At 59.4% G+C, this 20,698-nt stretch carries 21 protein-coding genes; all 21 read left to right on the top strand.

What is annotated here, in order from left to right:
- The first annotated feature begins 2 nt into the window (after positions 1-2).
- Positions 3-704: a pseudaminic acid cytidylyltransferase gene (gene pseF / locus J3P86_RS18865; protein ID WP_434629208.1), complete on the top strand. Its 702-nt coding sequence runs from the start codon at positions 3-5 to the stop codon at positions 702-704.
- Positions 701-2,206 carry a UDP-2,4-diacetamido-2,4,6-trideoxy-beta-L-altropyranose hydrolase gene (gene pseG, locus J3P86_RS18860; RefSeq protein ID WP_434698615.1) on the top strand — a complete coding sequence of 502 codons (1,506 nt, stop codon included), beginning with the start codon at positions 701-703 and terminating at the stop codon, positions 2,204-2,206. Before pseF ends, pseG begins: the two co-directional genes overlap by 4 nt.
- Positions 2,199-3,251 (top strand): pseudaminic acid synthase, encoded by a 1,053-nt coding sequence (gene pseI, locus J3P86_RS18855; RefSeq protein WP_434698614.1) that lies wholly within the window; start codon positions 2,199-2,201, stop codon positions 3,249-3,251. Before pseG ends, pseI begins: the two co-directional genes overlap by 8 nt.
- A 196-nt stretch (positions 3,252-3,447) precedes the next feature.
- The gene (locus J3P86_RS18850) at positions 3,448-4,374 is read left to right on the top strand and encodes a ketoacyl-ACP synthase III (RefSeq protein WP_434698613.1); all 927 of its coding nucleotides are present in this window, start codon (positions 3,448-3,450) and stop codon (positions 4,372-4,374) included.
- An 83-nt stretch (positions 4,375-4,457) separates the two neighbouring features.
- Positions 4,458-5,750, top strand: a complete 1,293-nt coding sequence (locus tag J3P86_RS18845; RefSeq protein ID WP_434698611.1) for a motility associated factor glycosyltransferase family protein — start codon at positions 4,458-4,460, stop codon at positions 5,748-5,750.
- A complete protein-coding gene (locus tag J3P86_RS18840) occupies positions 5,747-6,016 on the top strand; it encodes a hypothetical protein (RefSeq protein WP_305499592.1) in 270 nt (89 codons plus the stop codon). The genes J3P86_RS18845 and J3P86_RS18840 overlap by 4 nt, the downstream gene beginning before the upstream one ends.
- Before the next feature lie 253 nt (positions 6,017-6,269).
- Positions 6,270-7,121: a flagellin domain-containing protein gene (locus J3P86_RS18835; RefSeq protein ID WP_079305252.1), complete on the top strand. Its 852-nt coding sequence runs from the start codon at positions 6,270-6,272 to the stop codon at positions 7,119-7,121.
- A gap of 72 nt (positions 7,122-7,193) precedes the next feature.
- The gene (locus J3P86_RS18830) at positions 7,194-7,559 is read left to right on the top strand and encodes a flagellar protein FlaG (protein WP_434697166.1); all 366 of its coding nucleotides are present in this window, start codon (positions 7,194-7,196) and stop codon (positions 7,557-7,559) included.
- An 83-nt stretch (positions 7,560-7,642) separates the two neighbouring features.
- A complete protein-coding gene (gene fliD, locus J3P86_RS18825; RefSeq protein WP_434698610.1) occupies positions 7,643-9,079 on the top strand; it encodes a flagellar filament capping protein FliD in 1,437 nt (478 codons plus the stop codon).
- 133 nt (positions 9,080-9,212) lie between these two features.
- Positions 9,213-9,608, top strand: coding sequence for a flagellar export chaperone FliS (gene fliS, locus J3P86_RS18820; RefSeq protein WP_305499598.1), 396 nt, complete (start codon positions 9,213-9,215; stop codon positions 9,606-9,608).
- A gap of 11 nt (positions 9,609-9,619) precedes the next feature.
- Positions 9,620-9,916 (top strand): flagellar protein FliT, encoded by a 297-nt coding sequence (locus tag J3P86_RS18815; protein ID WP_305499599.1) that lies wholly within the window; start codon positions 9,620-9,622, stop codon positions 9,914-9,916.
- 173 nt (positions 9,917-10,089) lie between these two features.
- The gene (locus J3P86_RS18810) at positions 10,090-11,565 is read left to right on the top strand and encodes a sigma-54 dependent transcriptional regulator (RefSeq protein ID WP_305499600.1); all 1,476 of its coding nucleotides are present in this window, start codon (positions 10,090-10,092) and stop codon (positions 11,563-11,565) included.
- Between the two features lie 110 nt (positions 11,566-11,675).
- Positions 11,676-12,884 (top strand): sensor histidine kinase, encoded by a 1,209-nt coding sequence (locus J3P86_RS18805; RefSeq protein ID WP_434698609.1) that lies wholly within the window; start codon positions 11,676-11,678, stop codon positions 12,882-12,884.
- A 4-nt stretch (positions 12,885-12,888) separates the two neighbouring features.
- Positions 12,889-14,277 (top strand): sigma-54-dependent response regulator transcription factor FleR, encoded by a 1,389-nt coding sequence (fleR, locus tag J3P86_RS18800; protein ID WP_434698608.1) that lies wholly within the window; start codon positions 12,889-12,891, stop codon positions 14,275-14,277.
- Positions 14,278-14,509: 232 nt separating this feature from the next.
- Positions 14,510-14,836, top strand: a complete 327-nt coding sequence (gene fliE, locus J3P86_RS18795) for a flagellar hook-basal body complex protein FliE (protein WP_305499603.1) — start codon at positions 14,510-14,512, stop codon at positions 14,834-14,836.
- 15 nt (positions 14,837-14,851) lie between these two features.
- Positions 14,852-16,636 carry a flagellar basal-body MS-ring/collar protein FliF gene (gene fliF / locus J3P86_RS18790; protein WP_434629230.1) on the top strand — a complete coding sequence of 595 codons (1,785 nt, stop codon included), beginning with the start codon at positions 14,852-14,854 and terminating at the stop codon, positions 16,634-16,636.
- On the top strand, positions 16,629-17,648 hold the full coding sequence (fliG, locus tag J3P86_RS18785; protein WP_007958288.1) for a flagellar motor switch protein FliG: 1,020 nt from the start codon (positions 16,629-16,631) through the stop codon (positions 17,646-17,648). Before fliF ends, fliG begins: the two co-directional genes overlap by 8 nt.
- A gap of 7 nt (positions 17,649-17,655) precedes the next feature.
- The gene (gene fliH / locus J3P86_RS18780) at positions 17,656-18,486 is read left to right on the top strand and encodes a flagellar assembly protein FliH (protein ID WP_434698607.1); all 831 of its coding nucleotides are present in this window, start codon (positions 17,656-17,658) and stop codon (positions 18,484-18,486) included.
- Positions 18,476-19,834, top strand: a complete 1,359-nt coding sequence (fliI, locus tag J3P86_RS18775) for a flagellar protein export ATPase FliI (protein WP_434698606.1) — start codon at positions 18,476-18,478, stop codon at positions 19,832-19,834. Before fliH ends, fliI begins: the two co-directional genes overlap by 11 nt.
- A gap of 6 nt (positions 19,835-19,840) precedes the next feature.
- On the top strand, positions 19,841-20,290 hold the full coding sequence (fliJ, locus tag J3P86_RS18770) for a flagellar export protein FliJ (RefSeq protein WP_434629236.1): 450 nt from the start codon (positions 19,841-19,843) through the stop codon (positions 20,288-20,290).
- Between the two features lie 102 nt (positions 20,291-20,392).
- Positions 20,393-20,698 (top strand): STAS domain-containing protein, encoded by a 306-nt coding sequence (locus J3P86_RS18765; RefSeq protein WP_434601464.1) that lies wholly within the window; start codon positions 20,393-20,395, stop codon positions 20,696-20,698.

The raw sequence follows: 20,698 nt of genomic DNA, 5'->3' as shown, positions 1-20,698 counted from the left end.
GCGTGAGCGCAATCGCGATCATTCCTGCCCGTGGCGGCAGCAAGCGCATTCCCCGCAAGAACCTCAAGCCATTCGATGGCGTGCCGATGGTTGTCCGCTCGATTCGCACGGCGCTGGAGTCGACGTTGTTCGACGCGGTGTTCATCAGCACCGATGACGAAGAAATCGCCGAAGTGGCGAAGGCTCACGGTGCGCAGGTGCCATTCCTGCGACCGGCAGCGTTAGCGGATGATTTCACCGGAACGGCGACGGTGATTGTCCATGCCCTGAATGAATTGCGTGCGCGTTCGTTCGACTTTGTCTGTTGCATTTATGCCACCGCCCCCTTGTTGCAACCGCGGTTTCTACGTGAAGGTTTTGACTTACTGCGCGAGCATCCCGAGAAGTCGTTCGCGTTTTCCGTGACCGGTTTTGGCTTTCCGGTGCAACGTGCATTGACACTGGACGAACAGGGCGCGTTGACGCCTCTGTACCCGCAATTTCGCGACACCCGCTCCCAGGACCTGGCCGAAGCTTTTCAGGATGCTGGCCAATTCTATTGGGGGCGCCGGGACGCCTGGTTGCGTGGCGATGCATTGTTTTCGCCGAAAAGCCTGCCGGTAGTGCTGCCTCGTCATCTGGTGCAAGACATCGATACAGCCGAAGACTGGAAGCGCGCCGAGTATCTCTACGCCGCTTTGAAAGCAGGCGGTGAATTGCAATGAGAGTGCTGATCCGCGCCGACGCTTCACCCAGCATCGGCAGCGGGCACATCGCCCGTTGCCTGACCTTGGCGCGAGTCCTGCGCGGGCAGGGCGCGCACGTCGCGTTCGCCTGTCGGTTGCTCATCGGGCATCGTCTGCACGCCTTGGAGGCCGAGGGCTTCGAGACGTTCTCCCTGCCGGACTTTTATCCCGGAGAAGATCCGCAACAGTCCATCGAGTCATTGTTGCCCTGGCAAGCGGATATCGAGGCGTTGGAGCAGGCGCTGGCCGATAGGCCCGGTTTCGACTGGATCATCGTTGACCACTATGGTCTGGATCATAATTGGCAGACCGCTGCCCGGCGCCTTGCGCCAAGGATCATGGCGGTGGATGACCTGGCGACCCGGACTTATAGCGTCGACCTCCTGCTTAATCAGAATCTGTCCGGTACCCAAGCTGCGTATGAAGGGTTGCTGCCCGAGCATTGCCGTACGCTGCTGGGACCGCGTTACGCGTTGTTGCGCGATGAGTTTCGTTGCGGGGCGATCGAGATAAAACCGAAGGTCAGGCGCGTGCTTGTCAATTTCGGCGGTTTTGATGCGGCGATGCAGACTCATCACGCAATGCTGGCGCTGGCGGATTACCCTGAGCTGGAAGTGGATTTTGTTGCCGGTGCGGATAACCCGGCGTGGGCTCGCATGCAACGGATGGCGGCAAGTCGTCCCCATTGGCGATTGCACAGTTTCGTCAGTCATTTTCATCGGCTCATGCTGGAGGCCGACCTGTTCATTGGTGCCGGTGGTGGAACCAGTTGGGAGCGGGCCGCCATGGGGTTGCCCACGATTTGTATCGCGGTATCGAACAATCAGCAGGCCAACAGCGAGATGATGGCGACATTCGGGGCTCATGTTTATCTGGGACCCAAAGAGGACGTTACGATGGAGCAGTTGCGCCAAGCCATCGGATTCCTCGTCGGCAACCAAGGGTTGCGCCAAAGTTTGGCCCAGCGTTCCCTGCAGTTGGTCGATGGCTTGGGCGCATCCAGGGTCGCTGTAGCCATGGCCGGCGCGTTGCTGCAGGTTCGACCGGCCACGCAAGCTGACACCCATCTGCTTTTCGAGGGGCGTAATGCCGACGCCGTGCGCCGTGTATCGCTGGATCGTTCACCCGTCGACTGGGATCGCCATTGCCAATGGCTGCAAGGCAGCCTGGTCAATCCACAGCGTTTATTGCTGGTTGGCGATGCGTCCGACGGACCTGTCGGCGTATTGCGTTATGACCTGCAAGGCAGCGAAGCGCTGGTATCGATCTATTTATTCGAGAACCGCCTGGGGCTGGGGTGGGGCAGGGCATTGCTGGCCCATGGTGAGGCGTTTGCTACCGTCCACTGGCCGCAATTGAGCCGCTTTACCGCTCAGGTTCTGCCCGCTAACCAAGCGTCTCTGGACCTGTTCCGCCAAGCCGGTTTCAGTCAAGGCACATGCGTGTTCACGCGCGTATTGAAGGATCATCCTCATGAGTAGTTTCAAGATCGGTCAGCGCAGTATCGGGGCTGACGCGCCGCCTTTCATCATTGCGGAGATGAGCGGCAACCATAACCAATCGCTGGAAGTGGCCTTGCAGATCGTCGAAGCCGCCGCCCATGCCGGCGCTCACGCTTTGAAGCTGCAGACCTACACTGCCGATACCATGACGCTGGATCTGAGCGAAGGGGAATTCTTCATCAAGGACCCCAGCAGCCTTTGGGCGGGTACATCGCTCTATGACTTGTACGAAAAGGCCCATACGCCCTGGGAATGGCACGCTCCGATTTTCGCCCGGGCCAAGGCGCTGGGCATGCTCGCGTTCTCGACGCCGTTCGACGAGACCGCTGTGGATTTCCTCGAAAGCCTGGACGTGCCCGCCTATAAGATCGCCAGTTTTGAAAACACGGACTTGCCGCTGATTCGTCGGGTCGCTGCGACGGGCAAACCGCTGATCATTTCCACCGGCATGGCGAGCATCGCTGAGCTCGATGAAACCGTGCGTGCCGCCCGCGAGGCCGGTTGCAAGGATCTGGTGTTGCTCAAATGCACCAGTACGTATCCCGCCACACCAGCCAACAGCAACGTGCGCACCATCCCCCATCTGCGGGAGTTGTTTGGTTGCGAGGTGGGCTTGTCGGATCACTCCATGGGAGTCGGCGTGTCCGTTGCTGCGGTGGCGATAGGGGCGACTGTCGTTGAAAAACATTTCACCCTTGATCGCGCCGCTGGCGGGGTGGATGCCGGTTTTTCCCTGGAACCTGCAGAATTGGCAGCGCTGGTGATCGAAACCGAGCGTGCCTGGCAGGCCATGGGGCAGGTGCTTTACGGCGTGACCGAGGCCGAGCGCAAATCTTTGGTCTACCGTCGTTCGTTGTACGTAACGCAAGACATGGCCCCCGGCGAAGCGTTTACGTCGCAGAACGTCCGTGCCATCCGCCCGGGCCTTGGACTCGCGCCCAAACACCAGGATTCATTGATGGGCCGTCGCGCTCGGCAGGCTATCAAGCGTGGCACTCCGCTGTCCTGGTTGTTGGTTGAATAGCTTTTTGATGGGGCCTATTCAGCATTTAGCGTGACCTGCGAGTCATAACGCGCATCTTCACTGTATTGTATTGACCGGGAAGATGGCGCCTGGGCCTTATCAGGACCAGTGATAGCCCTTTACACTTCCCGTTTGTCGGCGCCCCTCGATTCCTTGCGAGCGGTGGTATTGGGCTGTTTTTGATTGGGAAGCCGTAATGATTGGCATAAAGAGCATTGCGAGCTACGTTCCTGTAGCCGGCGTGGACAATTACGCACAAGGTGCAAAATTTGAAAAGGATGAAGAATTCATCCTTGGCAAGATTGGTTCCGCCTTCTTGCCACGCAAGGATGACGGGCAGGAAACCTCCGATCTGTGCGTCGAAGCAGCTAATGCGCTGTTTGCCAATAATCCCGATCTGAAGCGCGAATCCATTGACGTGCTGATTGTCGTCACCCAGAACGGTGACGAAGAAGGCTTGCCCCACACTGCGGCAATCGTCCAGGACAAACTCGGCCTGCCCACCAGTGTGGCAGCGTTCGACATCTCCCTGGGTTGCTCGGGTTATGTCTACGGTATCTACGCCATCAAGGGTTTCATGGAAGCCGCCGGCCTGAAGAACGGCCTGCTGGTGACTGCCGACCCTTACTCGAAGATTGTCGATCCGGAAGACCGCAACACTACGATGCTGTTCGGCGACGCCGCCACCGTTACATGGATGGGCGAAGATGCGCCGTGGCAATTGGGCAAGGCCAAGTTCGGCACCGACGGTTCCGGTGCGCCGCACCTGAAGGTCAGTGATGGCGTATTCTTCATGAACGGTCGCCAGGTATTCAACTTCGCCTTGCTCAAGGTGCCGGCACATCTGCACGAGTTGCTTGCCGATTCCGACCTGCAACCCAGTGACATCGATGCGTTCTGCATCCATCAGGGCAGTGCCGCGATTGTCGACGCTGTGGCGCGTCGTTTCGAAGGCGAGCCGGAAAAGTTCATCAAGGATATGGTCGAGACCGGCAACACCGTGTCGTCGAGCATTCCACTGCTGCTGGAGAGACACGTGCTCAACTCCGAATGGAAGCGTGTGGCGTTGAGTGGCTTCGGCGTAGGTCTGTCATGGGGTTCGGCGATCATCTATCGCCCCTAAGCCCATAAAACCCGGGCACAAAAATAGCGTCCAAGGTGTAACCTTGAACGCTATTTTTTTGCCTGACGCAAAAGCGAGACGCCATGAGCGAGTACTTTGAACGCAACCTCCAGGTGATCCAGCATCGTTGGCCGGCCTTGGCCGAGCGTCTGTTGCTTGAGGATGTCAGTGAATTGCAGGCTGATCTTGTAGAGGGTCTTGGGTCGACACTGAGTGTCAATGGCATTCAACTGACCAGTCGACACGACCGTCTTGCCGAGGCCGGCCTGCAAGCCGCCACGCTTCCGCTGGACGCTCCCGTGGTGCATGTATACGGCACCGGGCTGGGCGATCTGCAGAACCGCTTGCTGGAGCGAGCAGGGCTCGAAAGGTTGTGCGTGCATATTCTCAACGGTTCGGTGTTTGCCCTGGTGTTGCAGGTGCTGGATCAATCACAGTGGCTGTGCGACCCGAGAGTGGTATTGCTTCATGCCGGTGATCTGGCGGAGATCCAGTTGCCATTTTTTGCATTGCCCGCCGAGCTGGTGTTGGCCGACGATTACAATGCCAAGATTCGTGATCGATTGATCAGTGAAATCCATCTGGCTTTCACTAATCGTGAGTTCGATCCGCAGTCCCCTGAGATTGTTGAACGCCTGCAATCTACCTTCAGCCTCGCGAGCGAAGATCGGGATGTCGCCGAGCTGTTCGGCGCCTTCACGGGCCGTAAGGCGTTCGTCTTGGCCACCGGCCCCAGCCTTGAGCGACATTTCGAAAGACTGCGCCACCTTAGCGAGCAAGCCGAGCGACCATTGTTGATTTGTGTCGATACGGCATACCGGCCGTTGATCAATCACGGCATTCGTCCCGACATCGTGGTCAGCATCGACCAGCGTATCTCGGCGCGTCATCTTCCCTCTGAAAACACCGACGGCATCGCGCTGGTTTATCTGCCGATGGCCGACCCCTTGGTGATTGAGGCGTGGCAAGGGCCTCGCTACGTCGCTTACTCCTCCAGCCCGGTCTATCGCCAGATGCGTGAGCAACTGCACCGGGCCGAACTCCATGTAGGCGGAAGCGTGATTCATCCGGCGGTCGACCTGGCGGTGCAAATGGGCGCTGCGCACATCACGCTTTTTGGTGCTGATTTTGCCTTTCCCAATGACAAGACCCATGCAGGATGGGGCGATGGCGACTTGGGACCGCAGTTAGGGGCGTCCAGGCATTGGGTGCTTGATGGGCACGGCCGGCGAGTCAAGACCCAGCTCAACTTCCGCAGCTACCTCTGTGAGCTGGAGCGTTTTATCGCCAGGCATCCCCAGGTGCGGTTCTATAACAGCAGTCGAGACGGAGCGTTGATTGTGGGCACCGATTTTGATCCGGAATATGTGCAATGACCGAGCTACAGGTAGTGATCGATGATGCCCGTGAGTGCGCGCGTCTGTTTCGCCTTGGACGAGATGTCGAGGCGGGGCTGGCGATGGTCGCGCTGATCGAATCGGTGCAGCCTTTAGTCGAATTGATGCCAGGCGACGTCCCTGCGTCGTGGAACAGGCTGCTTGCCTTGATGCTGGTTGATCAGCAGGCGCAGAACTGGATTTCGTTGGCCGATTATCTTGAGTATGAATGGGCTCAATTGTTGACTGCCGGTCGGCCGAAATAACCTCTTTCGCTCCACTCAACGCTGTCCTCCGCCTTCGGCTCCGTCACCGGCGTTTCCCTGACGTCATTTTTCCACCCTCCAGCCGCAGCCAAGTCCTTGATTTATGAGGGGTGGCACCCTGATGGCAAAATTTTTGAAAATTCTGCTAAAGCAAGTTCCAATTACGACGATAACTATTACGAAGGTTCTCTAGGCCACACCCGGCGGTTGCCAGGGCCGGAAGCCGCAGTACCCAACCAACGAGGAATTCGTCATGGCTTTAACAGTAAACACTAACGTCACATCGTTGAACGTTCAGAAGAACCTGAACAAGGCTTCCGATGCTCTGTCCACTTCGATGACCCGTCTGTCGTCCGGCCTGAAAATCAACAGCGCCAAAGACGACGCCGCCGGCCTGCAAATCTCCACTCGTATGACTTCGCAAATCCGCGGTCAGACTGTTGCGATCAAGAACGCCAACGATGGTATCTCCATCGCTCAGACCGCTGAAGGCGCTCTGCAGGAATCCACCAACATTCTGCAGCGTATGCGTGAACTGGCCGTACAGGCACGAAACGACAACAACGGTACAGCTGACCGTGATGCTCTGAACAAAGAATTTGCTCAGATGTCCGACGAGCTGACTCGTATCGCTGATTCGACCAACCTCAACGGCAAGAACCTGATCGACGGTTCCGCTGGCACCATGACCTTCCAGGTCGGTTCCAACACCGGTGCTACCAACCAGATCACTCTGACCCTGAGCGACAGCTTCGACGCTGCTACCCTGAGCGTTGACTCTGGTGCCATCGCGATCAGTGCTGCCGACAGCGCCGAAGCTGAAACCAACACCTCTGCTGCAATCGACGCGATCGACGCTGCTTTGGCGACCATCAACGCCAGTCGTGCGGACCTCGGTGCTGCCCAGAACCGTCTGACCAGCACTATCTCCAACCTGCAGAACATCAACGAAAACGCTGCTGCTGCACTGGGTCGCGTACAAGACACCGACTTCGCTGCTGAAACTGCACAACTGACCAAGCAGCAGACTCTGCAACAGGCTTCCACTTCGGTTCTGGCCCAGGCCAACCAACTGCCGTCCGCTGTACTGAAGCTGCTTCAGTAATAGCCGGATGAGTTTTAGCGGGGGAGTGCGCTTGCGTGCTCTCTCGCTTTTTCCGTTCAAGAGGTGATGGACATGGATATGAGCGTGAAGCTGAACTTGTCTTATCCAGCGGCGAAGCCGGCGCCTACAGTGGTCGACAAGCCAGTGGAGAAGCCTCAGGCTGACGTGGCTATTTTGACACCGGTCAAGGAAACTCCGAAAGACGCTGCCGCCGAACAGGACAAACTGAAGAAAGCTGTCCAAGAAATCGAGAAGTTCGTCCAGTCGGTCAAGCGTAACCTGGAGTTCTCTATTGATGAGCCTTCTGGCAAAGTAATCGTCAAAGTGATTGCCAGTGGTTCCGGTGAAGTGATTCGTCAGATCCCGAACGAAGAAGTTCTGAAACTGGCCCACAGCTTAAATGATGCAAACAGCTTGTTGTTCAGCGCTGAAGCCTGACAGCTGGCACGAATTTTGTTGCTCTATTCTTTTGGGCGTTGTATTGGCCAAAAGGCCGGCGACACACTGAAGGGAGTATCACAATGGCAAGTCCAATTCTTCCGGGTCTGGGTCTAGGCTCAGGCCTTGATACCGGTGCAATCGTCAAGGCGCTGGTGGATTCTGACAAAGCGGCCAAGCAAGGCCAGATTGACCGGGCAACCAAGACCAATGCCTCCAATATCTCCGGGATTGGCACCCTGAGATCCTTATTGGCTACCTTTCAGTCCACGCTGAAGGCCTTAGGCAGCACGACCACTCCCCAATTTACCGGCGTCGCCGCCACTTCCGCCAACACCAGTGCATTGACGGTGACGGCAGGCAACTCTGCAGTAGCTGGTATCTACACGGTAGACGTCACTCAACTGGCAACTTCTTCAAAAGTTGCGACGGCTGCTTTCGCCGGTGGAGCTTCCAGCGCTGTGGCGAGCGGTACGCTGACGATTAGTCAGGGTGGCACGGATTATGCCCTTGATATCCCGGCGGATTCGACGTTGCAGTCGGTGCGGGATGCCATTAACAGTAAGTACTCCTCCAGCGGACTCACCGCCAACATCGTGACCGACGGCTTCGGTTCACGCCTGGTGGTTGGCTCGACTAAAACCGGTGCGGGCAACGATATTTCCCTTAGTGGCATTGCCAGTCTTGCCGCTGATGGCTCCGTAGCGATGGCTTCGCCACCCACTGCGGCTTCTTCAGGTTCGCTGGGATTTGCCAAGGACGCCATTTTCAAAGTTGACGGCCTGGAAATGACCAGCGCAACCAATAAGCTGGACAACGTGGTCTCGGGCTTGAGCATGACGCTACTCGTTGCGGGCACAGGCCCGACAACCGTTACGGTCGCTACTAACACTGACGGTCTGAAGGCTTCGATCCAGAAGTTCGTCGATGCCTATAACGCCGTTGCGAAGGCTGTGACATCCCTGACCAAGCCATCGATAGACGCCGAGGGGAATTCGGTCCCTGCGGCATTGACGGGCGACTCGTTGCCTCGCTCGCTGTTGGCGGCCATTCGCACGCCTTTATCTGAGGCCGGTTCAGGCGACAAGCTGACCGTTCTTTCTCAGTTGGGGATCACCACCAACCAGACGACTGGCGCTCTGGATTTCGACAGTGGGAAATTTACTGCGGCACTCAATGACAAACAATTGGGTGGGGAAGTCCAGACGCTGTTCGCTGGTGAAAATGGCCTGCTTGAGCGCATGAATAATGCCATCAAGCCGTACACTGAAGGCAAGACTGGTGCGGGTGGTGTTGGAGGCTCAGAGGCCATCCTGACCACTCGCTCCAAGAACCTGGATCTTCTCAAGGCGAAACTGAGCGAAGAGCAGTTGGCCCTGGACCGTCGCATCGAAACCCTTACCGCGGTACTGACTAAAAAGTACAACGACATGGACACCCTGGTTGGCAAGTTGAAAGCCACCGCCAACAACATCACCTCCATGTTCGAAGCGATGACGGCACAGCAGAAAAACAGCTGATTGTCGACCGATACAAAAAGCCCGGCAACGTGTCGACTACGTTCCGGGCTTTTGGCTTTTCCGACCTAAAGTTTTCTGACGCAGCGTCGATATGCTGTTTATACGAACCGAAGTTTTTTTGATGAGGTAGAACATGAATCCGATGTTAGCCCTTCGCCAATACCAGAAGATTGGCGCCCAGGCGCAAACCTCCGAAGCAAGTCCCCATCGCCTTGTGCAAATGCTCATGGAAGGCGGGCTGGACCGTATCGCCCAAGCCAGAGGCGCGATGGAGCGCAAGGATATTCCAAACAAAGGCATTCTGATCGGCAAGGCCATCGGCATCGTCGGCGGTCTGCGTGAAGGCCTGGACCTGGAAAACCAGGCCGAGTCGGTCGCCGAGCTGGATGCGCTCTACACCTACATGATGAAACGCCTGGCCGAAGCCAACGCCAAGACCGATCCGAAGATCCTCGACGAAGTCGCCGATCTGCTTCGCACGGTCAAGGAAGGCTGGGATGCCATCGCCACGCCTGGTCCGCAATTCTAAGGAGTGCTCTCATGAGTCTTGTCCTGCAGCGAATCGAACAAACCCGTGATGCCCTGGTTGGCGCCTTGGCTGAGCGTAATTGGGAAGCCATTGGTCAACTGGACCTGGCGTGCCGTTCCTGCATGGAGGACGTCTTGAGCGAGTCCGAGGTGGACGAGGCGGCGTTGCGTAATAATCTGGAAGAGCTGCTGGGGGTCTATCGCCAGTTGCTGGAAGCGGCAACGGGCGAGCGTCAGGCAATCGTGAGCGAAATGTCGCAGATTCATCAGGCACAGAACGCGGCGAAGGTTTATCACTTGTTCGGCTGATTTAATTTTCAGTTAATCCGAACAAAGTGCGCCATAAATTTGACTGTGCACGATTTTTTGACTTAACTAGTGGCTGTTTACAGATTTCAGGCGTCTACAGGCATGACAAGTCTGCAAGCGTCTAGCTTGCCCCCAAATCCGGGCACTGAGTTGACTAGGGAAGTTGCTATTGCATGTGGCGTGAAACCAAAATTCTCCTGATCGATGACGATAGCGTCCGCCGCCGCGACCTGGCGGTGATCCTGAATTTTCTTGGCGAAGAAAATTTGCCCTGCGGTAGCCATGATTGGCAGCAGGCTGTCGGCTCTCTGTCGTCCAGTCGGGAAGTCATTTGCGTCCTTATCGGGACGGTAAATGCTCCCGCTTCGCTTTTGGGCTTGCTAAAGACACTCTCGACCTGGGATGAGTTCCTTCCAGTTTTGCTGATGGGCGAAAATTCTTCCCTCGACCTGCCGGAAGACCAGCGCCGCCGGGTGCTTTCCACCCTGGAAATGCCGCCGAGCTACAGCAAACTGCTCGATTCGCTGCACCGCGCCCAGGTTTATCGCGAAATGTACGACCAGGCGCGTGAGCGCGGCCGGCATCGCGAACCCAACCTTTTCCGCAGCCTCGTCGGCACCAGCCGTGCCATCCAGCACGTGCGCCAGATGATGCAGCAGGTGGCCGACACCGACGCCAGCGTGCTGATTCTCGGCGAATCCGGTACCGGCAAGGAAGTGGTCGCGCGCAACCTGCATTACCATTCCAAGCGCCGCGAAGCGCCATTCGTGCCGGTCAACTGCGGGGCGATTCCCGCCGAGCTGCTCGAAAGCGAATTGTTCGGTCACGAGAAGGGCGCGTTCACCGGTGCAATCACCAGCCGCGCCGGACGTTTCGAGTTGGCCAATGGCGGCACGCTGTTCCTCGATGAAATCGGCGACATGCCGCTGCCGATGCAGGTCAAGCTGCTGCGCGTCTTGCAGGAGCGTACCTTCGAGCGCGTGGGCAGCAACAAGACCCAGAGCGTCGACGTACGGATCATCGCCGCGACCCACAAGAACCTCGAGACCATGATCGAGGTCGGCAGCTTCCGCGAAGACCTTTATTACCGTCTCAATGTTTTCCCGATCGAAATGGCGCCGTTGCGCGAGCGGGTCGAAGACATCCCGCTGTTGATGAACGAGCTGATCTCGCGCATGGAGCATGAGAAGCGTGGTTCGATCCGCTTCAACTCGGCGGCGATCATGTCCCTCTGCCGTCACGGTTGGCCGGGCAACGTCCGCGAGCTGGCCAACCTGGTGGAGCGCATGGCGATCATGCACCCCTACGGTGTGATCGGCGTGAATGAGCTGCCGAAGAAATTCCGCTACGTCGATGACGAAGACGAGCAAATGGTCGACAGCCTGCGCAGCGACCTGGAAGAGCGGGTGGCGATCAACGGCCATACGCCGGATTTCACCACCAATGCCTTGCTGCCGCCGGAAGGCCTGGACCTCAAGGATTACCTGGGCGGCCTGGAGCAAGGGCTTATCCAGCAGGCGCTGGACGACGCCAATGGCATCGTCGCCCGCGCGGCAGAGCGCTTGCGCATTCGTCGAACCACCCTGGTGGAAAAGATGCGCAAGTACGGCATGAGCCGCCGTGAAGGAGATGAACAGGCGGATGATTGACGCCTGTTTTGCAACCGCCTGATTTTCAGGCGGTTTTTTTTCGGCACGGGTATTGCTACAGCTCTCGCAACGTTCCGTTTAACTGACGGTCAGCCAAGCGAGAGAGCACGATGACCCAAGCCGCCCTGATGTCTTCTGTCCCCGAGCCGGGACATATGCCGTCCGCCGAACAGGCTGGCCGGCTTGGACTTGAACAGGCGTTTTCGCTGTTCAGCCAGATGTCCAGCCAGTTGACCGACTCCTACAGCCTGCTTGAAGCGCGGGTTACCGAGCTCAAGGGTGAGCTGGCGGTGGTCAGTGCCCAACGCATGCAGGAGCTGGCGGAAAAAGAACGCCTGGCCAACCGGCTGCAGAACCTGCTCGACCTCCTGCCCGGCGGCGTCATTGTCATCGATGCCCACGGCTTTGTGCGCGAAGCCAACCCGGCGGCATGTGAGCTGCTTGGCCTGCCTCTGGAGGGCCAGCTCTGGCGGCACGTCATCGCTCGCTGCTTCGCGCCCCGCGAAGACGACGGCCACGAAGTTTCCCTGAAGGATGGTCGGCGGTTGTCCATTTCGACCCGTTCGCTGGATGCCGAGCCCGGACAGTTGGTGCTGCTCAACGACCTGACCGAAACCCGTCACTTGCAGGACCAGTTGGCCCGTCACGAGCGTCTGTCTTCCCTTGGGCGGATGGTCGCGTCGCTGGCCCATCAGATCCGTACGCCGCTGTCTGCCGCGTTGCTGTACGCCAGTCATCTGACCGAACAGCAACTGCCGATGGAGACCCAGCAGCGTTTTGCCGGCCGCTTGAAGGAGCGCTTGCATGAGCTGGAACACCAGGTGCGCGACATGCTGGTGTTCGCCCGTGGCGAGTTGCCGCTGACCGACCGCGTCGCGCCCAAGGTGCTGCTGCAGTCTTTGCAGGCTGCAGCACTGACCCATGTGCAGGGCGTGTCGATCCGCTGGCAGTGCGACAGCCATGCGGGCGAGGTGCTGTGCAACCGTGACACGCTGGTGGGCGCGGTATTAAATCTTATTGAAAACGCGATTCAGGCCAGTGACGTTGATGTCCGTCTGAAAGTGCACCTGTATACCCGCGACAACACCCTGCGCCTGTGTGTCAGCGACAGCGGCAGCGGTATCGAGCCGTCCGTGCTTGCACGTCTGGGCGAGCCATTTTTTACCACCAAGACCACTGGAACCGGCCTGGGCCTGACCGTGGTCAAGGCGGTGGCGCGTGCCCATCAGGGCGAATTGCGGCTGCGCTCGCGGCTGGGGCGCGGTACGTGCGCGACGGTGTGCTTGCCGCTGTTTTCCAGCGCGCCAGGGGTGGAGTGAGCAAATGGCGACCAAGGTTCTACTGGTTGAAGATGATCGCGCGCTACGCGAAGCACTCGCCGATACGCTGCTGTTGGCCGGGCATGATTATGCCGCTGTCGGTTCGGCGGAAGAGGCATTGCTCGCAGTGGCCCGTGAGCCATTCAGCCTGGTGGTCAGTGACGTCAATATGCCGGGCATGGACGGCCATCAATTGCTCGGCCTGCTGCGCGCACGCCAGCCGCAACTGCCAGTCCTGTTGATGACCGCCCACGGCGCCGTCGAGCGGGCGGTGGATGCCATGCGCCAAGGGGCGGCGGATTATCTGGTCAAGCCGTTCGAGCCCAAGGCCCTGTTGGATCTGGTGGCTCGCCACGCCTTGGGCAGCCCCGCGGTCGAGGGCGAGGGACCGGTGGCCCTCGAGCCGGCCAGCGCGCAGTTGCTGGAATTGGCCGCGCGGGTGGCTCGCAGCGATTCAACCGTGTTGATTTCCGGTGAGTCCGGCACGGGCAAGGAAGTCCTGGCCCGCTATATTCATCAGCAATCCCGGCGCGCCAGCGAACCGTTCGTTGCCATCAACTGCGCGGCGATTCCCGACAACATGCTCGAGGCGACTCTGTTCGGCCACGAGAAAGGTTCGTTTACCGGCGCCATCGCGGCCCAGCCTGGCAAGTTCGAGCAGGCTGATGGCGGGACCATTCTGCTGGATGAAATTTCCGAGATGCCGTTGGGCCTGCAAGCCAAGCTGCTGCGCGTATTGCAGGAGCGGGAAGTGGAGCGGGTGGGGGCGCGCAAGCCCATCAGCCTGGACATTCGCGTGGTGGCGACGACCAACCGCGACCTGGCCGGAGAAGTGGCGGCGGGGCGCTTTCGTGAAGACCTTTATTACCGGCTGTCGGTTTTCCCGCTGGCCTGGCGTCCACTTCGTGAGCGCACCGCCGATATCCTGCCGCTGGCCGAGCGCCTGCTGGCCAAACACGTCAATAAAATGAAGCACGCGGCGGCGCGGTTGTCCGCCGAGGCGCAGGCCTGCCTGATTGCCTATCCCTGGCCGGGCAATGTCCGGGAACTGGACAACGCTATCCAGCGGGCGTTGATCCTGCAGCAGGGCGGCTTGATCCAGCCGGAAGATTTCTGCCTGGCCGGCCCGGTGGCCTGCGCGCCTTTGCCGGTGTTGCAGTCCGCCCCGGCGCAGATTCCTCCCGGGGAAATGATGGGGGAAACCGCCGGCGCCCTGGAAGATGACCTGCGCCGTCGCGAATTCCAGATGATCATCGACACCCTGCGCGCCGAACGCGGCCGACGCAAGGAGGCGGCTGAACGCCTCGGTATCAGCCCGCGGACCCTGCGCTACAAACTGGCGCAGATGCGTGATGCCGGGATGGATGTAGAGGCTTATCTCTTCGCCAGTTGAAGTATTAAACAAACCCTGTGGGAGCGGGCCTGCTCGCGAAGACAATGGTCCTCGCGACGTGGGCGCCGGCTGACACACCGCTATCGCGAGCAGGCTTGCTTTCACAGAAGCCTGGAAGGATCCGCGCGCGCATTTGTTTCCGACGGCCACGGAGCTGGCACCCTTGTTGCTACTACCTACGTACCCGCTGAGTAAGTGTCAAAAAAATGCGGGCCGCCAGAGAGAATAGATCATGAGCCAAGGTATTGAATTTAATCGGTTGATGCTGGACATGCGCTCCATGCAGATGGACGCCATGGCCCAGCCTAAATCGGTCGCGGTGCCCCAAGTGGCCGGCAGCAGCTTTTCCGACATGCTCGGTCAGGCCGTCAATAAAGTGAACGATACCCAGCAGGCTTCGAACCAGTTGGCCAGTGCTTTCGAGATTGGCAAAAGTGGCGTCGACCTGACGGACGTAATGATCTCTTCGCAGAAAGCCAGTGTCTCGTTTCAGGCGTTGACCCAGGTACGCAACAAGCTGGTTCAAGCCTATCAAGACATCATGCAGATGCCGGTCTAAGGAAACTATTGAGTCATGGCAGAAGCAGCCGTTGATAACGTTCCAGCCAAGGCAACTCCGGTAGACGGCAAACCGCCGTTGTTCGGCCTGTCTTTCCTGGAAAACCTCTCCGAGATGACCATGCTGCGTCAGGTTGGCCTGTTGGTCGGCCTGGCTGCCAGCGTGGCGATTGGTTTTGCCGTGGTCCTCTGGTCCCAGCAGCCGGACTACCGTCCGCTGTACGGCAGCCTGGAGGGCATGGATGCCAAACAAGTCATGGAAACACTGGCTTCCGCCGACATTCCTTATACCGTCGAACCCAATTCCGGCGCCTTGCTGGTCAAGGCGGACGACGTCGCTCGCGCGCGCCTCAAGCTCGCTGCCGCCGGCGTGACGCCGACCGATGGCAACATCGGATTCGAGATCCTCGACAAGGACCAGGGCCTGGGCACCAGCCAGTTCATGGAAGCGACTCGTTATCGTCGCGGCCTGGAAGGCGAATTGGCGCGGACCATTTCCAGCCTCAACAACGTCAAGGGTGCCCGCGTGCACCTGGCGATTCCGAAAAGCTCGGTATTTGTGCGCGATGAGCGCAAGCCGAGTGCCTCGGTACTGGTCGAACTGTATTCCGGCCGCTCGCTTGAGCCAGGCCAGGTCGTTGCCATTATCAACCTGGTGGCGACCAGCGTTCCCGAGTTGAGCAAGTCGCAGATCACCGTGGTCGACCAGAAGGGCAACCTGTTGTCCGACCAGGCGGAAAATTCCGAACTGACCATGGCCGGCAAGCAATACGATTACAGCCGCCGCATGGAAGGCATGTTTACCCAGCGGGTGCACAACATCCTGCAACCGATCCTCGGCAACGGCCGCTACAAGGCCGAAGTTTCGGCGGACGTGGACTTCAGCGCCGTCGAATCGACTTCCGAGCAGTTCAACCCGGATCAACCGGCGTTGCGCAGCGAGCAGTCGGTGAACGAACAACGTACCGCCAGCAATGGCCCGCAAGGTGTGCCGGGTGCCCTGAGCAACCAGCCACCAGCACCGGCCAGCGCGCCGCAAACCACCGGTGGCGCTACCGCCGCCGCAGGCATGGTGCAGCCAGGCCAGCCGCTGATCGACGCCAATGGCCAGCAGATCATGGATCCGGCCACCGGCCAACCGATGCTTGCACCGTACCCGGCCGACAAGCGTCAACAATCGACCAAGAATTTCGAGCTCGACCGTTCCATCAGCCACACCAAGCAGCAGCAGGGCCGTTTGAATCGCCTGTCGGTCGCGGTGGTGGTGGACGATCAGGTCAAGGTCAACCCGGCCAACGGCGAAACCAGCCGCGCGCCATGGACCGCCGACGAATTGGCGCGCTTCACTCGCCTGGTGCAGGACGCCGTCGGTTTCGACGCCAGCCGTGGCGACAGCGTCAGCGTGATCAACGTACCGTTCTCCCTGGAGCGCGGTGAAGAAATCGCCGATATCCCGTTTTATTCGCAACCCTGGTTCTGGGATGTGGTCAAGCAGGTATTGGGTGTGTTGTTCATCCTGATACTGGTATTTGGAGTGCTGCGTCCGGTGCTCAACAACATCACCGGTGGCGGCAAGAACAAGCAGCTGGCAGGCTTGGGCGATGTAGAGCTGGGAGGCATGGGCGGCCTGGATGGCGAATTGGCCAACGATCGCGTCAGCCTCGGCGGGCCGCAGAGCATCCTGCTGCCAAGCCCGAGCGAAGGCTATGACGCTCAGTTGAACGCCATCAAGAGTCTGGTGGCAGAGGATCCGGGTCGTGTGGCCCAGGTCGTGAAAGAGTGGATTAACGCAGATGAGTGATAATCGAGCCGCTGTTGCCAAATTGTCCCGGGTCGACAAAGCCGCGATCCTGCTGCTGTCCCTGGGTTCGACGGACGCCGCCCAGGTGCTGCGCCACATGGGACCCAAAGAGGTCCAGCGCGTCGGCGTGGCCATGGCGCAGATGGGCAATGTGCACCGCGAGCAGGTCGAGCAGGTGATGAGCGAGTTCGTCGACATCGTCGGCGATCAGACCAGCCTGGGCGTCGGTTCCGACGACTACGTGCGCAAGATGCTCACCCAGGCCCTGGGCGAGGACAAGGCCAACGGCCTGATCGACCGGATTCTGCTGGGTGGCAACACCAGCGGCCTGGACAGCCTGAAGTGGATGGAGCCGCGCGCGGTCGCCGACGTGATCCGTTACGAGCACCCGCAGATCCAGGCGATCGTCGTCGCGTACCTCGATCCGGACCAGGCCGGTGAGGTGCTCGGCAACTTCGACCATAAAGTGCGCCTCGACATCATCCTGCGGGTTTCGTCGTTGAATACCGTGCAGCCGGCGGCCCTGAAAGAATTGAACCAGATTCTCGAGAAGCAGTTCTCGGGCAACTCCAATGCTTCGCGCACCACCCTGGGCGGTATCAAGCGCGCGGCGGACATCATGAACTTCCTCGACAGTTCGATCGAAGGTCAACTGATGGACTCGATCCGCGAAGTCGACGAAGACCTGTCCGGTCAGATCGAAGACCTCATGTTCGTGTTCAACAACCTGGCCGATGTCGACGACCGCGGTATCCAGGCACTGTTGCGCGAAGTGTCCTCCGATGTGCTGGTGCTGGCCCTCAAGGGTTCGGACGAAGGCGTCAAGGAGAAGATCTTCAAGAACATGTCCAAACGGGCGGCCGAACTGTTGCGCGACGACCTCGAGGCCAAGGGCCCGGTGCGCGTCAGCGATGTGGAAACCGCACAGAAGGAAATCCTCACCATCGCCCGCCGTATGGCCGAAGCCGGAGAAATCGTGCTCGGTGGCAAGGGCGGCGAAGAGATGATCTAAGGTCGTTATGTCTGCCAAGAGCGATGATTCACCCAGCGACCTGATCCGCGCCCGCGACGTCGGTGGTTTCGACGTCTGGTCGCTGCCCAGCTTCGATCCCCACGTGCCCGAGCCTGAGCCAGAACCGGTGGAAGAGTTGCCGGAGATGGAAGAGGTGCCGCTGGAGGAAGTCCAGCCGCTGACCCTCGAAGAAGTCGAGAGCATTCGCCAGGAGGCCTACAACGAAGGCTTCGCCATCGGCGAAAAGGAAGGCTTCCACAGCACCACGATCAAGGTCCGCCGGGAAGCCGACGTGGCGCTGACGGCCAAGCTGCGGGCGCTGGAATCGCTGATGCTGAACCTGTTCGAACCCATCGCCGAGCAGGACACCCAGATCGAGAAATCCCTGGTCGGGCTGGTGCAGCACATCACCCGACAAGTGATCCAGCGCGAGCTGGCCATCGATTCGAGCCAGATCGAGCACGTCATGCGCGAGGCCCTCAAGCTGCTGCCCCTGGGCGTCGGCAATGTGCGGCTGTACATCAATCCGCAGGACTTCGAGCTGGTCAAGGCCTTGCGCGAGCGTCATGAGGAAAGCTGGCGCATCGTCGAGGATGAGACCTTGCTGCCGGGCGGTTGCCGGGTGGAAACCGAGCACAGCCGCATTGATGCGACAATCGAAACACGCATCAGCCAGGTCATGGCCAAGCTGTTCGACCAATTGCACGAGCAGGCCCTGCATCCGGCTCCGGCCGACCTCAGCCTTGAGTTGCCGGACGAACCGGAGGCCGCCGTTATCGCCGATCCGGACGCGGCCGAACTGATTGCTGCCGAAGTGGAAGGTCGCAATGCGCCTTGACCGAACCAGCTTCGGCAAGCGCCTGGGCAGCTACGCCGAGGCCACTGAGCTGGCCGGCCAGCCGATCCTGGAAGGGCGCCTGTTGCGTATGGTTGGCCTGACCCTAGAAGCGGAAGGCCTGCGCGCCGCGATGGGCAGCCGGTGCCTGGTGATCAACGATGACAGTTATCACCCGGTGCAGGTCGAAGCCGAAGTGATGGGCTTCTCCGGCAGCAAAGTATTTCTGATGCCGGTGGGCAGTGTCGCCGGTATAGCCCCTGGTGCCCGCGTGGTTCCGCTGGCCGATACCGGTCGGCTGCCCATGGGCATGAGCATGCTCGGCCGTGTGCTGGACGGGGCCGGGCGGGCCTTGGACGGCAAGGGCGGAATGAAAGCTGAAGATTGGGTGCCGATGGACGGCCCGACAATCAACCCGCTCAAGCGCGACCCCATCAGCGTGCCGCTGGACGTCGGCATCCGTTGCATCAACGGGTTGTTGACGGTCGGTCGCGGTCAGCGCCTGGGCCTGTTCGCCGGTACCGGGGTGGGCAAGAGTGTGCTGCTGGGCATGATGACCCGCTTTACCGAAGCCGACATCATCGTGGTCGGGCTGATCGGCGAGCGGGGCCGCGAGGTGAAGGAATTCATCGAGCACATTCTCGGCGAAGAAGGGCTCAAGCGTTCCGTGGTGGTGGCTTCGCCCGCGGACGATGCGCCGTTGATGCGCCTGCGGGCCGCGATGTATTGCACGCGTATCGCCGAATATTTTCGCGACAAGGGCAAGAACGTCCTGTTGCTGATGGATTCGCTGACCCGTTTCGCCCAGGCCCAGCGGGAAATCGCCCTGGCCATCGGCGAGCCTCCGGCGACCAAGGGTTATCCGCCTTCGGTGTTTGCCAAGTTGCCGAAACTGGTGGAGCGGGCCGGTAACGCGGAGAAGGGTGGCGGTTCCATCACCGCTTTTTACACCGTGCTGTCCGAGGGTGACGATCAGCAAGACCCGATCGCCGACTCGGCCCGAGGCGTACTCGACGGTCACATCGTGCTGTCCCGGCGCCTGGCCGAAGAAGGGCATTATCCCGCCATTGATATCGAAGCGTCGATCAGCCGGGTCATGCCGTCGGTCATCAGCGCCGAGCACATGAAACGCGCCCAGCAATTCAAGCAATACTGGTCACGTTACCAGCAGAGTCGCGACCTGATCAGCGTGGGCGCCTACGTGCCCGGCGGTGATCGTGAGACCGACATGGCCATCAATCTTTATCCGGCCATGGCGGTCTACCTGCGCCAAGGCCTGAACGACAACATCGGCATGGGCGCGAGCGAAGCGCACCTGCAGACCATCTTCACCCCCGTCTCGGGCGGATAACCGGTCATGGCCACGAGTCGTGCGGCGCGCCTGGCGCCGGTGGTGGACATGGCGGAAAAAGCCGAGAAGACCGCCGTTCAGCGGCTGGCTTATTTCCAGGGACAAGTGGTCGTGGCCGAGAGCAAGCTGGCCGACCTGGAGAATTTTCGTCTCGAATACCAGGAGCAGTGGATCGCCCGCGGCAGCCATGGCGTTTCCGGGCAATGGCTGTTGGGCTACCAGGGGTTCCTCGCACAACTGGGCACCGCGATCGATCAGCAGCGCCAAAGCCTCGTCTGGCACCAGAACAACCTGGAAAAGGCCCGCCAGAGCTGGCAGGAAGCCTTCGCCCGGGTCGAAGGGCTGCGCAAACTTGTACAGCGTTATATCGATGAAGCTCGGCAGCTGGAAGACAAGCGCGAGCAGAAGTTGCTTGATGAACTGTCTCAGCGTCTGCCGCGCCATGATCCGTATTGATCATGAAAGCGGAATTCTGTCGGTTGGAGGGTTTGATTCCTTGCTCAGACCTCTACCTGATGCTACACCTTGTACACATATGTCCACGACAAGGAAGTGAATATGTCTGTCGTAACTGAAGTGTCCGAAGATGGGAAAAAATTGACGATTGCGATTGAAGGTCGCTTCGATTTCGGGCGGCATCAGGAGTTTCGTGAATCCTACGAGAGACTCGTTAGTAAGCCCGAGTCTATCGTGGTGGATTTGAAGAAGGCCACCTACCTCGACAGCTCTGCCTTGGGCATGCTCCTGCTGTTGCGCGATCATGCCGGTGGCGACGAGTCGGATATCCGTGTGGTCAACAGCAGCAGCGACGTCAAGAAAATCCTCGCGATTTCCAATTTCGACAAGTTGTTCGATATCAGTTGA

The sequence above is a fragment of the Pseudomonas sp. D1-1 genome, from assembly GCF_051132225.1.
In the GTDB taxonomy this organism is placed as follows: Bacteria; Pseudomonadota; Gammaproteobacteria; order Pseudomonadales; family Pseudomonadaceae; genus Aquipseudomonas.
This window is presented reverse-complemented; position numbering and strand designations above follow the sequence as displayed.

Coding starts and splice junctions, on each gene's coding strand:
- pseG (WP_434698615.1), top strand. CDS start 701: ATGAGAGTGCTGATCCGCGCCGACGCTTCACCCAGCATCGGCAGCGGG.
- fliD (WP_434698610.1), top strand. CDS start 7,643: ATGGCAAGTCCAATTCTTCCGGGTCTGGGTCTAGGCTCAGGCCTTGAT.
- J3P86_RS18765 (WP_434601464.1), top strand. CDS start 20,393: ATGTCTGTCGTAACTGAAGTGTCCGAAGATGGGAAAAAATTGACGATT.
- fliI (WP_434698606.1), top strand. CDS start 18,476: ATGCGCCTTGACCGAACCAGCTTCGGCAAGCGCCTGGGCAGCTACGCC.
- J3P86_RS18850 (WP_434698613.1), top strand. CDS start 3,448: ATGATTGGCATAAAGAGCATTGCGAGCTACGTTCCTGTAGCCGGCGTG.
- J3P86_RS18845 (WP_434698611.1), top strand. CDS start 4,458: ATGAGCGAGTACTTTGAACGCAACCTCCAGGTGATCCAGCATCGTTGG.
- J3P86_RS18840 (WP_305499592.1), top strand. CDS start 5,747: ATGACCGAGCTACAGGTAGTGATCGATGATGCCCGTGAGTGCGCGCGT.
- fliF (WP_434629230.1), top strand. CDS start 14,852: ATGGCAGAAGCAGCCGTTGATAACGTTCCAGCCAAGGCAACTCCGGTA.
- fliJ (WP_434629236.1), top strand. CDS start 19,841: ATGGCCACGAGTCGTGCGGCGCGCCTGGCGCCGGTGGTGGACATGGCG.
- fliH (WP_434698607.1), top strand. CDS start 17,656: ATGTCTGCCAAGAGCGATGATTCACCCAGCGACCTGATCCGCGCCCGC.
- J3P86_RS18805 (WP_434698609.1), top strand. CDS start 11,676: ATGACCCAAGCCGCCCTGATGTCTTCTGTCCCCGAGCCGGGACATATG.
- J3P86_RS18830 (WP_434697166.1), top strand. CDS start 7,194: ATGGATATGAGCGTGAAGCTGAACTTGTCTTATCCAGCGGCGAAGCCG.
- fliG (WP_007958288.1), top strand. CDS start 16,629: ATGAGTGATAATCGAGCCGCTGTTGCCAAATTGTCCCGGGTCGACAAA.
- J3P86_RS18810 (WP_305499600.1), top strand. CDS start 10,090: ATGTGGCGTGAAACCAAAATTCTCCTGATCGATGACGATAGCGTCCGC.
- J3P86_RS18835 (WP_079305252.1), top strand. CDS start 6,270: ATGGCTTTAACAGTAAACACTAACGTCACATCGTTGAACGTTCAGAAG.
- fleR (WP_434698608.1), top strand. CDS start 12,889: ATGGCGACCAAGGTTCTACTGGTTGAAGATGATCGCGCGCTACGCGAA.
- pseI (WP_434698614.1), top strand. CDS start 2,199: ATGAGTAGTTTCAAGATCGGTCAGCGCAGTATCGGGGCTGACGCGCCG.
- fliE (WP_305499603.1), top strand. CDS start 14,510: ATGAGCCAAGGTATTGAATTTAATCGGTTGATGCTGGACATGCGCTCC.
- J3P86_RS18815 (WP_305499599.1), top strand. CDS start 9,620: ATGAGTCTTGTCCTGCAGCGAATCGAACAAACCCGTGATGCCCTGGTT.
- fliS (WP_305499598.1), top strand. CDS start 9,213: ATGAATCCGATGTTAGCCCTTCGCCAATACCAGAAGATTGGCGCCCAG.